The sequence below is a fragment of the Pseudomonas sp. NPDC087336 genome, assembly GCF_044744285.1.
Lineage (GTDB): Bacteria > Pseudomonadota > Gammaproteobacteria > Pseudomonadales > Pseudomonadaceae > Aquipseudomonas.
The window spans coordinates 165806-181822 of the sequence record NZ_JBIUYA010000005.1; the positions used below are offsets into that span (position 1 = coordinate 165806).

General features: G+C 64.0%; 14 protein-coding genes. 9 read left to right on the forward strand and 5 right to left on the reverse strand.

Translation table 11 applies throughout. From position 1 onward, the window contains the following. Positions 1-10: 10 nt before the first annotated feature. From ACIO0C_RS07160 to ACIO0C_RS07175, 4 genes are read left to right on the forward strand one after another with little or no spacing between them, the layout of a single operon-like run. Positions 11-784: an ABC transporter permease gene (locus tag ACIO0C_RS07160; protein ID WP_401309602.1), complete on the forward strand. Its 774-nt coding sequence runs from the start codon at positions 11-13 to the stop codon at positions 782-784. Continuing rightward, positions 784-1632 (forward strand): ABC transporter ATP-binding protein, encoded by an 849-nt coding sequence (locus tag ACIO0C_RS07165; protein ID WP_401309604.1) that lies wholly within the window; start codon positions 784-786, stop codon positions 1630-1632. The genes ACIO0C_RS07160 and ACIO0C_RS07165 overlap by 1 nt, the downstream gene beginning before the upstream one ends. Next, on the forward strand, positions 1629-2591 hold the full coding sequence (locus ACIO0C_RS07170; RefSeq protein WP_401309607.1) for a HEAT repeat domain-containing protein: 963 nt from the start codon (positions 1629-1631) through the stop codon (positions 2589-2591). Before ACIO0C_RS07165 ends, ACIO0C_RS07170 begins: the two co-directional genes overlap by 4 nt. Beyond that, the gene (locus tag ACIO0C_RS07175; protein ID WP_401309609.1) at positions 2588-2866 is read left to right on the forward strand and encodes a DUF971 domain-containing protein; all 279 of its coding nucleotides are present in this window, start codon (positions 2588-2590) and stop codon (positions 2864-2866) included. The genes ACIO0C_RS07170 and ACIO0C_RS07175 overlap by 4 nt, the downstream gene beginning before the upstream one ends. A gap of 173 nt (positions 2867-3039) precedes the next feature. Here the strand turns inward: ACIO0C_RS07175 and ACIO0C_RS07180 are convergent, their stop codons facing one another. Continuing rightward, positions 3040-3777, reverse strand: a complete 738-nt coding sequence (locus tag ACIO0C_RS07180) for a TorF family putative porin (RefSeq protein ID WP_401309611.1) — start codon at positions 3775-3777, stop codon at positions 3040-3042. Positions 3778-3884: 107 nt separating this feature from the next. Then, positions 3885-5627 carry an amidohydrolase gene (locus ACIO0C_RS07185; RefSeq protein WP_401309614.1) on the reverse strand — a complete coding sequence of 581 codons (1743 nt, stop codon included), beginning with the start codon at positions 5625-5627 and terminating at the stop codon, positions 3885-3887. Between the two features lie 103 nt (positions 5628-5730). Between ACIO0C_RS07185 and ACIO0C_RS07190 the strand changes: the two genes are divergently transcribed. Genes ACIO0C_RS07190 through ACIO0C_RS07210 form a run of 5 tightly spaced genes read left to right on the forward strand, consistent with a single transcriptional unit; the run spans position 5731 to position 12418 of the window. Continuing rightward, positions 5731-6648 (forward strand): LysR substrate-binding domain-containing protein, encoded by a 918-nt coding sequence (locus ACIO0C_RS07190; RefSeq protein ID WP_401309617.1) that lies wholly within the window; start codon positions 5731-5733, stop codon positions 6646-6648. 38 nt (positions 6649-6686) lie between these two features. Continuing rightward, a complete protein-coding gene (lexA, locus tag ACIO0C_RS07195; RefSeq protein ID WP_401309620.1) occupies positions 6687-7304 on the forward strand; it encodes a transcriptional repressor LexA in 618 nt (205 codons plus the stop codon). Then, positions 7304-7921 (forward strand): translesion DNA synthesis-associated protein ImuA, encoded by a 618-nt coding sequence (imuA, locus tag ACIO0C_RS07200; RefSeq protein ID WP_401309622.1) that lies wholly within the window; start codon positions 7304-7306, stop codon positions 7919-7921. The genes lexA and imuA overlap by 1 nt, the downstream gene beginning before the upstream one ends. 7 nt (positions 7922-7928) lie before the next feature. Beyond that, on the forward strand, positions 7929-9344 hold the full coding sequence (locus tag ACIO0C_RS07205; protein WP_401309625.1) for a Y-family DNA polymerase: 1416 nt from the start codon (positions 7929-7931) through the stop codon (positions 9342-9344). Further along, on the forward strand, positions 9320-12418 hold the full coding sequence (locus tag ACIO0C_RS07210; RefSeq protein WP_401309628.1) for an error-prone DNA polymerase: 3099 nt from the start codon (positions 9320-9322) through the stop codon (positions 12416-12418). Before ACIO0C_RS07205 ends, ACIO0C_RS07210 begins: the two co-directional genes overlap by 25 nt. 123 nt (positions 12419-12541) lie before the next feature. Here the strand turns inward: ACIO0C_RS07210 and ACIO0C_RS07215 are convergent, their stop codons facing one another. The 3 genes from ACIO0C_RS07215 to ACIO0C_RS07225 are packed head-to-tail and all read right to left on the reverse strand — an operon-like array spanning position 12542 to position 15897. Next, positions 12542-13204, reverse strand: a complete 663-nt coding sequence (locus ACIO0C_RS07215; protein WP_401309631.1) for a flavin reductase family protein — start codon at positions 13202-13204, stop codon at positions 12542-12544. 12 nt (positions 13205-13216) lie between these two features. Then, positions 13217-14704, reverse strand: a complete 1488-nt coding sequence (locus tag ACIO0C_RS07220; RefSeq protein ID WP_401309634.1) for an amidohydrolase family protein — start codon at positions 14702-14704, stop codon at positions 13217-13219. Next, on the reverse strand, positions 14701-15897 hold the full coding sequence (locus tag ACIO0C_RS07225) for an amidohydrolase family protein (protein ID WP_401309637.1): 1197 nt from the start codon (positions 15895-15897) through the stop codon (positions 14701-14703). Before ACIO0C_RS07225 ends, ACIO0C_RS07220 begins: the two co-directional genes overlap by 4 nt. Between the last annotated feature and the right edge of the window lie 120 nt (positions 15898-16017).

The following is a 16017-nucleotide window of genomic DNA, read 5'->3' on the forward strand; positions in this document are numbered from 1 at the left end:
GAGGTGATACATGTTTGCACGCTGGATACCCAGAGCCGCCTCCTTGCTGCTCTGCCTTTTGTTCTGGCAACTCGCCGCCAGCCACCACTGGAACCTGGGCCTGGTGACCTTCGCCAACGTCCCGACCCCGCTTGCCGTGATTGAAGCGGCGCTGGGCCTGGGTGACTCCGGCAAGCTCGCCCGGCACCTTGGCAGCAGCCTCAGTCGGGTCTTCGCCGGTTACCTCGCGGCGCTGGTCATCGGCGTTGCACTGGGCCTGGCCATCGGCCGCTCGAAATGGGCCGAAGACCTGTTGCTGCCACCGCTGGAAGTGCTGCGCCCAATCCCCGCCGTGGCCTGGATTCCCCTGGCGATCCTGATGTTCCCCTCGTCCGAGCTGTCGATGGTCTTCATCACCTTTACGGGCGCCTTGTTCCCGATCCTGCTCAATACCGTGCACGGTGTCGAAGGCGTCGATCCACGGCTGATCGCCTCGGCGAAAAGCCTCGGGGCAGGGCGACGGGCGATGCTGCTGGAAGTCATTGTGCCGGGGGCCGCACCGAGCATCATCACCGGCCTTTCCATCGGCATGGGCACGTCGTGGTTTTGCCTGGTGACCGCCGAGATGATCTCCGGCCAATACGGCATCGGCTATTACACCTGGGAGTCCTACACCATCCAGAACTACCCCGACATTGTGGTCGGCATGTTGCTGATCGGAATACTCGGGATGGGCAGCAGCCTGCTGATCAAACGCCTGGGCGGTGTATTCACGCCCTGGCATCGACCACGAGGAAAAGCCTGATGAGTGTGTTTCAACAGCCTGAAGGGCGGATCGATATCCGCGGTTTGTCGATCAGCCTGGGCGAGGGCAGTGCCGCTTTTGAAGCGGTGCAGGGCATCGATTGCCAGATCGAACCGGGGCAGTTCGTGTGCATCCTCGGGCCGTCCGGTTGCGGCAAGTCCACCTTGCTTGGCGCGCTGGCCGGCCACCTGCAACCACGCGCTGGCAGCCTCAAGGTTGATGGCGCGGCGGTGTCCGGGCCGTCGCCGCAACGCGGCATGGTGTTTCAGCAGCACACACTATTGCCCTGGCGCACGGTGCGCGACAACGTTGCGTTCGGCCTGAAAATGCGCGGCATCGGTAAAACCGAACGCCACGAGGCCGCCGATGAAATCCTTGCCCTGGTGGGCCTTGAAGGCTTCGCCGAGCGCTGGCCGGATCAGTTGTCCGGTGGCATGCAACAACGGGTGGAGATCGCCCGGGTGCTGGTCAATCGCCCGCGTTTGTTGCTGATGGACGAGCCCTTTGGTGCTCTTGATGCCCTGACCCGCTTGAACATGCAGGAACTGCTGCTGGACATCTGGACGCGCATTCGCACCACCGTGGTGTTCGTCACCCATGACATCGACGAGGCGCTGTTCCTCGCCGATCGCTTGCTGGTGATGAGCACGCGCCCCGGTCGGATCATCGAAGACCTGCGCCTGGATTTCCCTCGCCCACGCACCACCGAACGGGTGACCAGCCACGAATTTTCCCGCTTGAAACGTCACTGCCTCGAACTCCTGCGTCACGAAGACGGTCGGCAGCTGCCACGCCTGAACCCTCTCGGACTTCCCCCAGAAAACAAACTGCCGCGATTTGCCCTATGACCTCACTATTCGATGTAACCGATAACGATGACATTCTTGCCCTGCAACCACGCCTGACTGACGACGATGCCGGCGTGCGCCGCATCGCCCTGATCGAACTGGCCGACCTGGAAGAGCCGGACGGCCTGCTGTGGCTGGTCAACCGACTGGCCGGGGACCCGGCCGAAGACGTCCGTGCCGAAGCCGCGCGGTTGCTCGAAGCCTGGGAAGACACGCCTGTGGTCGAGGCGTTGTGCCAGGCGCTGACCGATCCATGCGCAGCGGTGCAAGCCGCCGCCGCGCAAAGCCTCAGCCTGCTCAAGAGCGAAGCGGCGGGCGGGGTGATCCTGCCGTGGACCGGGCATGCCGACATCGGCGTGCGCATCGCCGCGTTCAGGGCCTTGCGCGAGTTGCGCTACCCGCAGGCGGCCCCGGCGGCGCTGGTTGCATTGAGCGATCAGGAGGCCAATGTCCGCCGTGAAGCCGTCGGCGTGCTGGGTTGGCTCAAACAACTCGACGCCTTGCCGGCCCTGGCGCGGCTAGCCAGGGCCGACCCGGACACCGAAGTGCGCCGCGCCGCCACCGGAGCACTCGGCCTGGCCTCTGACGCACAGGTGCTGCCGGCCCTGCGCCAGGCCTTGCAGGACCAGGCCTGGCAAGTGCGCGAGGAAGCCGCCACCACCCTGGGCAAGGTCGGCCATATCGACGCCGGCCCGGCATTGGTCCAGGCCTTGAGCGACGATTACTGGCAAGTCCGCCTGCGCGCCACCCGCAGCCTTGGCCGCTTGCGTTACGCCCAGGCACTAGACGCGCTGATCGAAACCCTCGGTCACCACATCAGCAACCTGCGCAAGGAAGCCGCCCTGGCCCTCGGCGAATTGAATGAAAAAGGCGCCATCGCACCGCTGCAGGCCGCGCAAGACGATGGTGATCCGGAAGTGCGCAAGGCGGTGCGCATTGCCCTGAGTCAGCTGCAATGAACCCGGTGGCAGTGGGCAACTCCCGCGGCCGGCAGCAGCTGCGCTTGAACTGGCCGGATGGCCGCGAGCAGTGGCTGGACCATGCCGAGTTGCGCCGCCAGTGCCCGTGTTCGCAGTGCCGGGCGTTTCGCTTGCGCGGGATGACGCCGTTGGTCGACGCCCGCGTCCGGCTGATCGAGGTGAATTCGCAGGGGTATGGGTTGCAGTTGGTGTTCAGCGATGGGCATGAGCGGGGGATTTATCCGTGGGCCTATCTCGCCGGGCTTACTCGGTGAATGGAATGCCGCTTTCGCTGGCAAGCCAGCTCCTACAATTGATCGGTGCCGCATCCAATAGTGTGGTTGCCTGCGTCCTTGTAGGAGCTGGCTTGCCAGCGAAGGCAATCTGAAATTCAGCGCAAGATTCAAAGGCCAAATCGCCAGCAAGCCGATTCCTACAGAGTGGGAACTCAGAAGGATTTGCTGACGCTCGCCACTACCGTTGCGCTGCACACATCGTCGAAGCCCCAGTTGCTGGCACACTGGCTCTTCGACAGGTCGGTGTCGATGTAGCTCAGGCCCAGCAGCACGCCCGCCAGTTCGTGGGTCAGCTTGATCTCCCACTCACGGTACGAGTCTTGAGCCTCACCTGAGCGTGAGTACAGGTGTGGATCCTTGAAGTCCATGTCGCCGTAACGCAGTTTCAGGCCGACGTCGTAGGGCAATACGGTTTCGTAACCGACATAGCTGTAGAGCGAGTTCTGCTTGCTATCGATACCCGGCGCATCGGCGGAGTAATAGGCCCCGAGTTTCACCCCGTAGACGCTGAGAATGCCGTAGGCCTCGCTCTGGTTGAACTGGCTTTCTTTCGGGTAAGCATATTTGAGGTAGCCCACGTCGAGGCTGACGTCATCGGTGGCCTGCCACAACCAGCCGGCGTAGTAGTCGACCTCCTGGCGGGTTTTCAGGCCACCGCCAAAGTCGACGTTGGAAGTCCATGCGCCCAGGTACAGGCCGCTGCTGTGGGCCAGGGTCGCGCCGGCTTGCAGTGCCGGGTCGTTCTGGGTCTGCGAGATGCCGCGGGTGCGGTAGTCGCTGGCCAGGGTCACGTCCAGCAGCAGGGCGAAATCATCGTTCAAGGGCATGGCCTGGCTGCACAAAGGCAGCAGACTCAAGGAACTGAGGGCGAACAGGGTGAAAGCTTTCATGGGGGTACGTCCCGCTATTGTGATTGTTATGGGCAGAAATCGGGGAAGGCTGCGCCGTGCCCCGTGTTGAAAAAAAACACGGGGTCGGGCAGGGGGGGCAGTTTTTATCAGAGGGTTGGCGCGTAGACCTGCCGACCGGCGAACCAGGTCTGCAGCACTTGAGTGTCGTGCAGGGCTTTCTCATCGACGCTGAACACATCACGGTCGACCACGATGAAGTCAGCCTGCTTACCGGCGCTCAGCGAGCCGATCTGTTTGTCCAGGCCAATGGTGCGTGCCGCATTGAGGGTGTAGGCGTAGAACATGGTTTCGCGGTCGATGCGTTCATCGGCGTTGAGTACCCCTAGCGGACCTTCCCGGGTGATGGCCTGGGCCATGGCGTTCCACGGGTTGGGCGAAGACACCGCCCAGTCACTGGCCCCGGCGATGGTCGCGCCCTGTTTGAGCAACGAGTGCGCCGGGTATTGGTAACGGAACGCCAGGGCACTGACGTAAGGCTTGATCATGTCGGTGGTGTAATCGTCGGCGCTGGCCCAGAGCAGTTGCATCGAGGCGATGACGTCGAGCGGTTTGAAGCGGGCGAACTCTTTCGGATTGACGATCTGCAAGTGCGTGATGGAGTGGGGCACGCCGCTCTGTCGGTCCTTGCGCGCCTGGGCGATGCCGTTCAGCGATTCGCGTACCGCGCGGTCGCCGATGGCATGGATGTGCACCAGCCAGCCGCGCTGATCGATGGCGCTGACCAGCTCGCCGAAGTGTTTCGGATCGATCAACAGTTCGCCCGGTTTGTGCGAGTTGGTGTAAGGGTCGATCATCGCGGCGCTCTGGGCCGGGTATTCGATCACGCCGTCGGCGAAGATCTTGATGCCGGGCAGCGTCAGGTTGGGGATGCCCTGGAACTGTTGGCGGACCTTGTCCAGAGTGTCGAGGTCGGCGGGCGCGCTTTTCGAATTGGCCACCAACAGTGCGGCGACGTGGGCGGTCATGCCACCACTCTCGGCCAACGCCTTGTACGTCGGCAGCACGCCGACGGTTTTCTCCGTGGGCTTCATTGCAAACACCGGCTCGCCCGGCGCGGCGTTGGCAGCGGGGTCCATCCACGCGGTGATGCCGAGGCTGTTGTTGTAGCTCACGGCGGTTTGCGCCGCCTTGAGCAGGTCGGCGGCACTCGGCGAGGGCATTTTCGAGGCGACCCGATCCCAGCCGGCGTCCACGAGGAAGCCGTTGGGGCTGCCGTCGGCGAGTTTGCCAATGGTGTCTTTCTCGGCGTCCGGCAGGATTTTCAGCAGCGCGGCATCGATGCCTGCGCGTTTGAGCATCACGTTGTTGACCCAGGCCGTGTGATGGTCGCTGCCGATGAACACCACGGGCACCTCGGCCCATTCGCCGCTGTTGAATGTCCTGCCCAGGTCGTGGGCCTGCGCCCAGTAGGCCGAACTCATGCCGGCCACGCTCAGGACGTCGCCGTGCCTGGCCTTGCCGTCTTCACGCCAGGCCAGCAGGCGTTTTTCCAGCTCGTCCAGGTCGACCACCTCATCTTCCATGTTGGCCGAGCTCATTTCCAGGCCGCCGAAAATCGCGTGGGAGTGGCTGTCGATCAAGCCGGGCATCAGGGTCTTGCCACCCAGGTCGATGACCTGGGTGGCCGAATCGATCAGGGCCTTGATCTGTGCATCGCTGCCCACTTGCAGCACTTTGCCATCCTGCACCGCGAGCGCCTGGACCTTGGGCTGGTTGCGGTCGGCGGTGAAGATCTTGCCATTGAACAGCACCAGGTCAGTCGCCGCCATGGCTTCCAACGAGGCAAAACTGACGGCCAGCATCAACAGATTCGGGATGAATCTTTTCATTGAGTGTTTCCTTGTTATTGCGTCTGATGGTCAGATTAGTGACTTGCCGTGGTTGGCAGAACGCCACACTCACGAAAAACGTTTTTGCCTGAATGGAAAAGGAATGGACAAGCTGGGTGCACTGAAAATGTTCGTGGTCACGGCGCAACTGGGTAGCTTCAGCCGCGCCGCCGAGCAATTGGGCAAGACCCCGTCGGCCCTGACCAAAGCGGTCAATCACCTGGAGGCGGAACTTGGCGCGCGTTTATTCGAGCGCAGTACCCGGCGAATTGCTCTGACGGAGTCGGGGCGGCTCTACCTGGAAACCGCGCGCCAGGTGTTGCAGCGACTGGACGAGGCCGGTGAGGAAATCGAGCAGTTGCAGCATGGTTTGCGTGGCAGCCTGAAAATCACCGCGCCGCTGGCCTATGGGCAGGCCTTTCTCGATCAGGTGTGTGGCGGTTTTCTTGAGCAATACCCGCAGATCAACCTGCAAGTGGACCTGTGCGATGACTTCGTCAATCTGCTGGAGAGCGGCTACGACCTGGCCTTGCGCGAAGGCCATGACGACTTGCCGGGGCTGATCGCCCGTGTGGTCGGCAGCAATCGCCTGGCACTGTGCGCCAGCCCGCACTACCTGGCGCGCAAGGGGCTGCCGGTCACCCCGCAGACCCTCGATGAGCACGAATGGTTGCTGTATCGCCATCCATTGCTCAGTCGCGAGTTCTGGTGGGCCGAGCGTGACGGCCAGCGGTTGAGCCTGCCGCAGCCTCAGTCGCCACGCTTGCGCAGCGATAACTACAACTTGTTGCTGGCCAATGCACTGGCCGGGCGGGGGTTGCTGCATACGCCGTTGTGGAGCGCGGCACCGTACATCGCGGACGGACGGCTGGTGCGGGTGATGGCCGACTATGACATCGACCCGGACAGCTTCGGCCCGCACATCCTGGCGGTGTACCCGAGCCATCGGCGGGCCACGGCCAAGGTGTTGGCGTTTATCGATTACATTGCGGCGTTTCTGGTGTCCCGCGGTTTGAATTGATTGGCGGTGCTTGCCAGGAAATTGCGGAAAGAGTACAAATGTACTCCATGACGACATTAACTCCCCGCCGTACCGCCATCCTGACCTTCATCCGCGAACGCATCGCCGAACACGGTCAGTCCCCGAGCCTCGCTGAAATCAGCGAGGCGTTCGGTTTCGCCTCCCGCAGCGTGGCGCGCAAGCATGTGCTGGCACTGACCGAAGCCGGATTTATCGAGGTCAACCCGCATCAGGCCCGGGGCATCCGCGTGCTCGGGCAGCCGCCGCGCCCCGAACTGCTGGACATCCCGGTGCTCGGCCGGGTGGCGGCCGGTGCGCCGATCGGTGCCGATGCCGAGATCCATAGCCGCTTGCTGCTCGATCCGTCGATGTTCTCGCGGGTGCCGGACTACATGCTGCGGGTTCGCGGCGACTCGATGATCGAGGACGGCATTCTCGATGGCGACCTGGTGGGCGTGCACCGCAGCCCCGAGGCCGTCAATGGCCAGATCGTCGTGGCGCGGCTCGACGGCGAAGTCACCATCAAGCGCTTCGAGCGGGTCGGCGAACGGGTTCGCCTGTTGCCGCGCAACCCGGCCTATCAACCGATCATCGTCGAAGCCGACCGGGACCTGGCCATCGAAGGGGTGTTCTGCGGCCTGGTGAGGCAAGGCTGATGGGTGCCGTCGTCGCGCTGGATACGCTGTTCAATGGCGGCCAGGTCTGGAGAGGCCGGCCTGCGCCGCCGGCCGTCAGCCCGCAACCCACCGGGCATGCCGCACTGGATGCGGCGCTGCCCACGGGCGGCTGGCCGGAGGCGGCGCTGACGGAAATCCTCCTGGCCGGGCAGGGCGTGGGCGAGTTGCAACTGGTGTGGCCGGCGCTGGCGCGGCTATCGGCGGCGGGCGAGCGCATCGTGCTGGTGGCGCCGCCCTGCGTGCCATACCCCCAGGCCTGGCAAAACGCCGGGGTCGATCTGCGCCAGTTGTCGATCATCCAGGCCAGCGAGCGCGATGCGTTGTGGGCGGCGGAACAATGCCTGCGTTCGGGCAGTTGTGGCGCGGTGCTGTGCTGGCCGCACAAGGCCGATGACCGCGCCTTGCGTCGCTTGCAGGTGGCGGCGGAAACCGGCTCGACCCTGGCGTTCGCCTATCGCTCGCTCAGCGAAGCGATCAACCCTTCGCCCGCGGCCCTGCGCATCGCCATCGATGCCAAGCCCACGCAATTGCGGGTGCTCAAGTGCCGCGGAGGATTGGCCCGCTCGGCACCGATTGCCTTCGCCGTGGGGCATTGAGGTTGCCATGCGCTGGGTCTGTATTCTGTTCCCGCAATTGGCGCTGGACGCGGTACTGCGTCAGCGCGCCGACCCCCAGGAGCCGCTGGCGCTGCTGACCGGCCCGGCCCAGCGTCGGGTGCTGCAGGCGGTCAACGGGCCGGCGCGGGCGCTGGGCCTGCGCCCCGGCCAGTCGATGAGCGCCGCCCAGGCCTTGAGCAAGGGCTTTGCCACCGCCGAGTACGACGTCGCCGACATCGAACACTGGCAGCAATTCCTGGCCGCCTGGGCTTATCGCTTCAGTTCCCAGGTCAGCGTGCATTACCCGCGGGCGCTGGTGTTCGAAATCGAGTCCAGCCTGGGGCTGTTCGGCCCCTGGCCGCAATTGGAGGCACGCCTGCGCAGCGAACTCGGCGAACTGGGCTTTCGTCACCGCATCGTCGCCGCGCCCAATCCGGTGGCGGCGCGGATGCTGGCCAACGCCTATGACGGCCTGGTGGTGCCCGACGAGCAAGCCTTGCAGCATTACCTGGGGCAAATGCCCGTCGACCGCATCGGGCTGCAGGCCAGCGTCGCCACGGCGCTATCGCGCATGGGCCTGCGCACCTTGAGCCAGGTGCAGGCGTTGCCCCGGCATAGCCTGGCCCGGCGTTTCGAGGCCCAAGTGCTCATGCACCTGGATGCCTTGCAGGGTACACGACGTCTGGCGCTGGCATTCTACCTGCCGCCGGACCGTTTCGACGTACGCATCGAGCTCAATTTCGATGTGCAATCCCATCAGGCCTTGCTGTTTCCGTTGCGCCGCCTGACGGGGGACCTGTCGGCGTTCCTGTGCGGTCGGGACAGCGGTGTGCAGCGTTTCGACCTGCACCTGGAGCACGCCGGATTGCCGGACACGCTGATCAAGGTCGGCCTGCTCAGCGCCGAGCGCGATCCGGCGATGCTGTTCGAACTGGCCCGGGGGCGTCTGGAGCAAGTCCAGGTCGAGGCCCCGGTGCGCGGTTTTCGCCTGCGCGCCGAAGACTTGCCGAGCTTCGTCCCGCAATTTCAGGAATTGTTCGACGATCGCCCGCAGCAGACCTTGCCCTGGGAGCAACTGCGCGAACGCCTGCGCGCACGGCTGGGGGATGACGCCGTGCATGGCCTGCGCTTTCAGGCCGATCACCGGCCCGAGTGCGCGTGGCAGGCCAGTGCCGACAGCCAGCCCGGTGCGCGATTGCCGACCGTGCAGCGACCGGGCTGGCTGCTGACCGAGCCGCTGGCGGTGCCCGAAGGCTCGACGCGCATCCTCATGGGACCGGAACGTATCGAGTCCGGTTGGTGGGACGGTGATGACGTGCGCCGTGATTACTACTTGATCGAAACCCGTGCCGGCCAGCAAGGTTGGGCCTACCGCGCAGTGGGCGAGGGTGGTCCGTTGTGGCTGCAGGGCTGGTTCGCATGAGCGCCGACTATGCCGAGCTGCACTGCCTGTCGAACTTCAGTTTCCAGCGCGGTGCTTCCAGTGCCCTGGAGTTGTTTCAACGGGCGAAAAAACAGGGCTACCAGGCCCTGGCGATCACCGACGAATGCACCCTGGCCGGTATCGTCCGCGCCTGGCAAGCGGCGAAGTCCGTGGAGCTGCCACTGATTATCGGCAGTGAAATGCGCATCGAGAATGGCCCAAAACTGGTGTTGCTGGTGGAAAACCTCGAGGGTTACCAGACCCTGTGCCGACTGATCACCCGAGCCCGACGTCGTACTCAAAAAGGTCAGTATCAAGTGCTGCGCGAAGACTTCGGCGAAGCGTTGCCAGGGCTGCTGGCGCTGTGGGTACCGGACGCGGTCAATGACGTCGAACAGGGGCATTGGTTGAAGCAGGCCTTCGCCGAGCGGCTGTGGCTGGCGGTCCAGTTGCATCGCGGCCAGGATGATACCCGGCGGCTGAACGATCTCCTGGCGCTGGCCAGGGAACTGCGGATACCCGCGGTGGCCAGCGGCGATGTGCACATGCATGCGCGCGGGCGCCGGGCCCTGCAGGACACCATGACCGCGATCCGTCATCACTTGCCGGTGGCAGATGCCGGGCTGCGCCTGCACCCCAACGGCGAACGGCACCTGCGCAGCCTCGATGTGTTGCGCGAGCTCTATCCGCCAGCCTTGCTCGACGAAACCCTGGAGATCGCCCGGCGCTGCACCTTTGACCTGGGCCAGTTGCGTTATCAGTACCCGCGGGAGCTGGTGCCCGATGGCCACAGCGCAGCGTCCTGGCTCCGGGAATTGACCGAGCGTGGCATTCGCCAGCGATGGCCCCAGGGTGCGAGCGAGAAGGTCCGTGGGCTGATCGACAAGGAGCTGGGGCTGATCGCCGAACTGGGCTATGAGAGTTATTTCCTCACCGTCCAGGACATCGTCGCCTTCGCCCGGCGCGAAAAAATTCTCTGCCAGGGCCGAGGTTCTGCGGCCAACTCGGCGGTGTGTTTCGCCTTGGGCATTACCGAAATCGACCCCGACCGGATGAACATGTTGTTCGAGCGCTTTCTCTCAAAGGAGCGCGACGAACCGCCGGACATTGATGTGGACTTCGAGCACGAACGCCGCGAAGAAGTCCTGCAGTACGTGTTCCAGCGCTATGGGCGGACCCGCGCGGCATTGACTGCGGTGGTCAGCACCTATCATGCCGCCGGCGCCGTGCGTGATGTGGCCAAGGCGTTGGGGTTGCCGCCGGACCAGATCAATGCCCTGGCCGATTGCTGCGGTCACTGGAGTGATGAAACACCGCCCGTGGAGCGCCTGCGTGAAGGCGGTTTCGATCCCGAGAGCCCGGTGCTGCGTCGGGTGTTGAGCTTGACCCGGCAATTGATCGGTTTCCCCCGGCACTTGTCCCAGCACCCCGGCGGTTTCGTGATTTCCGAGCATCCCCTGGACAGTCTGGTGCCGGTGGAAAACGCAGCCATGGCCGAGCGCACCATCATCCAGTGGGACAAGGACGATCTGGACGCGGTCGGCCTGCTCAAGGTGGATATCCTGGCATTAGGCATGCTCAGCGCGATTCGTCGTTGTCTCGATTTGCTGCGCCGTCATCGCAACCTGGACTTGAGCCTGGCGACGATCCCCTCCGAAGACCCGTTGACCTACGACATGATTGGCCGCGCCGACACCATCGGCGTGTTCCAGATCGAGTCCCGGGCCCAGATGTCGATGCTGCCCAGGCTCAAGCCCCGCGAGTTCTATGACCTGGTGATCGAGGTGGCCATCGTTCGCCCCGGTCCTATCCAGGGTGGCATGGTGCACCCGTACCTGCGTCGGCGAAACAAGGAAGAGCTCGAAAGCTATCCCTCCGAAGAATTGCGCGAGGTGTTGAAGCGCACCCTCGGCGTGCCGCTGTTCCAGGAGCAGGTCATGCAGATCGCCATCGTCGCCGCCGACTACAGCCCCGGCGAAGCCGATCAGTTGCGCCGGTCCATGGCGGCCTGGAAACGCCATGGTGGGCTGGAGCCCCACAAGGATCGCCTGGCCGCCGGGATGAAGAAAAAAGGCTACACCGCCGATTTCGCCGCGCAGATCTTCGAGCAGATCAAAGGCTTTGGCAGCTACGGTTTTCCCGAATCCCATGCCGCCAGTTTTGCCTTGTTGACCTACGCCAGTTGCTGGTTGAAATGCCACGAACCGGCGGCCTTCGCCTGTGCCCTGATCAACAGCTGGCCCATGGGTTTCTACAGCCCGGACCAGATCCTGCAGGACGCGCGCCGTCACCATTTGCAGATTCGTCCGGTAGACGTGCGGGCCAGCGACTGGGATTGCAGCCTCGAACCGATTGCCGGTGCGCAACCGGCGATTCGCATGGGGTTGCGCATGATCAAGGGCTTTCGCCAGGACGATGCCCGGCGCATCGAGGCGGTGCGTTCGAAAGGCGCCTTTGTCGACATCGCTGACCTTGGCGAACGGGCATGCCTGGATGCCCGCGCCCAGGAACAACTGGCCGATGCCGGTGCATTGCGGGGGCTGGCCGGTGATCGGCATCGAGCACGCTGGGAAGTGGCGGGGGTGCAAAAGCAGCTCGGCCTGTTTGCCGGCCTGCCCCGTCAGGAGGAAGGCGCGGTGGCGCTGCCCAAACCCACGGTCGGCGAGGACCTGCTGGCCGATTACAACAGCCTCGGCACCACCCTCGGGCCGCATCCGCTGGCCTTGTTGCGTGGTGAGTTGAAAGCCCGGCGCTGCCGCAGTTCGAAGGAGTTGCTGGAGGTGGAGCACGGGCGACCGGTCAGCGTCGCCGGGCTGGTAACCGGCCGACAACGCCCGAGCACCGCCAGTGGCGTGACCTTCGTCACCCTGGAAGACGAGTTCGGCAACGTCAATGTGGTGGTCTGGCGCGACCTGGCTGAGCGCCAGCGCCAGGTGCTGGTGGGCTCGCAGTTGCTCAAGGTCGATGGACGCTGGGAGAAGGAGGGAGAGGTGCGGCATTTGATTGCCGGGCGCTTGAGCGACTTGAGCCCACTGCTCGACGGCATCACTGTGCGCAGCCGCGATTTCCATTGACCCTCCGTACGCTGATCGTTCCCATGCTCTGCGTGGGAATGCCGCCAGGGACGCTCCGCGTTCCGCTTCTGGAAGTGACGCAGAGCGCCACGGGATGCATTCCCACGCAGAGCGTGGGAACGATCATTTACCTGTCGGCCAAAACCGTTCGCCACCCCCCGGTGCGTCCGTCCACGCCTGCAACGAGCGGGTCGGCAGGTCGAAATAGTCCCGGGTACGCGCATACCCATGCCCACCCATCCGTCCGATTGCATCAAGCCCGAGTTGATCGATGTACAACGTCTTCGGGTCGATCAGCTCATCACGCACATGGGCCATCAGCACTTCACCAAAAATGATCTCCCGCGACTGACCAATGTTCAGCGCCATCATCCGCCGGCACTCCAGCGCCACCGGAGCCTCGCCGATGCGCGGGCATTTGACCGTGGTGCCAGGGATGGCGGTGAGGCCGGCGGCGGTCAGTTCGTCGAAACCCGGTGCGAAGGGGACGGCGCAGACGTTCATGGCTTCCACCAGGGCATCGCTGACGATGTTCACGGTGAACTCCTGATTGAGCTGGATGTTGCGGGTGGTGTCCTTGGGACTCTGGTCGCCGTAGTTCTCCACGCCCAGCGCCAGGATCGGTGGGTCGGCCGACAGCGCGTTGAAAAAGCTGAACGGCGCGGCGTTGACGCGGCCTTCAGCGTCGACGGTGGTGACCAGGGCAATCGGCCGAGGCACCACGCTGCCGATCAGAATCTTGTACTTGTCCCGAGGGCTCAGTTGGCTGAAGTCGAAGCTTTGCATGGGCAGGATTCTCTAAAGGAGTGGATCAATGGCGCACAGCGGTGCCTGTGCGCTGTAGTCGTCGGCGAACGGGATGGCCGGTTGGAACAGGGTCTTCCAGTCCGGTTGGCCGAAGGCCCGGTCGCTGTGGCTGCGCATCAGTTTCTCGAATTGCTGTTGGGCCTGGCGTTGCAGGGCGGGGTAGTCGACACCTTGAACCTGACCGTCCTGCATCACGCAGCGGCCATTGATATAGCTGGCGATGCAATCGTCGCCGCGCCCGGCCAGGACCAGGTTTTTCAGCGGGTCGAACAGCGGCCCCAGGTGCAGTCCGCGCAGGCTGAACACGGTGATGTCGGCCTTGGCCCCCGGCGCCAGGCGACCAATATCGTCGCGGCCCAGGGCCTTGGCGCCACCGAGGGTGGCGGCGTTGTACAGGTCCAGCGTGCTGGTGAGCGAATTGCCGCCTTCCATCAAGCGCGCGATGTTCAAACCCTGGCGCATGTTATCCAGCAAGTCCGCCGGCCAGGTATCGGTGCCCAGGGCGAAGTTGATGCCCTTGGCGCGATAGCGACCAAACGAATTCAGCGCCTCGCCATCGCGGGCAAACACCACCGGGCAATGCACCAGGCTGGCGCCACCATCGACCACGCGTTGCAGGTCGTCGTCGCCGTGGGTGTAGATGCCGTGGGGCAACAGGCTGCGCGGGGTCAGCAGGTCCAGGTCCTGCAGCCAGCCCAGCGGCGAACAACCGCGAAGTTGTTCCACCATCGCCACTTCACCGAGCCCCTGGCAGCAATGCAAGCGCATCGGCGCGTTGAGTTCCCGGCTCAATGCAGCAGTGCGTTGCAGCAATGCTGGCGTGCACGTCTGGATGCGATCCGGCAGCAGAGCGCCGCGGATCAACCCTTGATGAGCACCGTCGAAGTCCTGGAAAAATCGCTCGGCCGTATCAAGCCCGGCCAGGCCCCGGGCTTCGTCCCAGTGATGGCCCAGCGTGCCGTCGGCCTGCCAGTAACTCATGCCGCTCATGTAGCAGGGGCCGAGGTAGGTGCGCAGTCCCAACTCGGCCGCCACGCCGGCCACCGCGGCAAACTCGTCGTAGGTCTCGGCCCACTCGCGGTAGTACATCGAGGTAATCGGCATGGCTGTGGTGATGCCGTTACGGATCAATTGGGTGAAGGCGTAGCGGTACTTGAAGACTTCTTCTTCGGGGCTGTAACTTTCCCGTGGGCCGCGCGCCAGATACTGCGCCGACCACATCCGGCCCATGTCGCGCTCATCAAAGTTGTCCAGGGTCAGCACCGTGGAGTCGAGATCGCCCAGGGCATCCAGATCGATGAAGCCGGGACCGATCAACGCGTTGCCGTAATCGATCCACTGATCCACCGGCCCGGCATAATCACGCCCGACAAACACAATGCGCGAGCCTTCGAACACCACTTCGCCGTTGCGCCATAGCACATGTTGCGTGCCGTCGAAGCCGACCACGCAGCTCGCTTTAAGGGCGATGCGTTTCACAGGCGACTTTCCAGCAAGCGCCCACCGCAGGCAATCAACTGCCCACCGCGATAGACCTCGCGCAGCGGCCGCGCCACCACGGCCTCGCCCAAGGTCTGCACGGGCATCAACAGGAAGTTCGCCGGTTGGCCAATCTCCAGGCCAACACTTTCATGACCCAGCGCCCGGGCACCATTGACCGTTGCCGCCTCAAACGCCGCCGCCAGTTGATCGTCCTTGTTCAGATCGAAACGAAACGCCAGCAGCATCGCTCGCTCCAGCATGTCGCCGTTGCCCATGGGCGACCAGGCGTCGCGGATACCGTCCGAGCCCAGGCACACATTCACGCCAACCTCGCGCAACGCCAGGAACGGCGGCACCGCGCAATCGGCCGGCGCCGAACTCATCAGCGAAATGCCCAGTGTTGCCAGGCGTTCGGCCACCGGTTTGACCTGGTTCCACGGCAACATCCCCAGGCAATAGGCATGACTGATCATCACCCGGCCTTGAAGTCCGAAGCGCTGGGTGTAATCGGCGATCAGGGCGATCTGCCACAGGCCCAGCTCACCCTTGTCGTGCAGGTGAATGTCGACGCCACGGTCGAACTCACTGGCCAGTTTGAACACAAAGTCGAGTTGCGCGATCGGGTCGTTGTCGATGCCGCACGGATCAAGACCGCCGACGTTCTCCACACCCAGGGTCATGGCTTCGCGCATCAGCTCGGCGGTGCCGGGGCGGCTGATCAGGCCGGTTTGCGGGAATACCACCAGTTGCAGGTCGATCAGGTCGCGGTATTGTTCCTGCAGTTGCTGCATGGCTTCGACATGGCGCAGGCCGAATTCAGGATCGATATCGACGTGGCAGCGCAGGGTCAGCGAGCCGCGGGCGATGCAGTTTTCCAGCAGGGCACCGGCGCGTTGCGCGATCGGTGCGCTGACTTCACGCAGGATGCACCGCTCGTTGGCGATGTAGTCCTTGAGGGTGGGACCTGCGCTGTTCGGGCGCCAGGGTTGGCCCCAGAGGGTTTTGTCCAAGTGCACGTGGCTTTCCACCAGGGCGGGGGTCAGCAGTTGGTTTTGGCCGTCGATGTTGGTGGCCAGCAGCCCGGTGGTCGAGGCGGGGCGGCGTTGGGTGAAGCGGCCGTTTTCGATCAGCAGGTCTTCGGCGGGGGCGCCGTAGGGGCGCACGTTTCGTAGCCAGCGGGGTTGGGTCATTGCATACCTCGAATTTTGTGTTGTTCAGGCGGGCCTCATCGCTGGCAAGCCAGCTCCCACAGGGTTTGGGGGTGTTGACAAATGTTGTGATCAACACAATTCACTGTGGGAGCTGGCTTG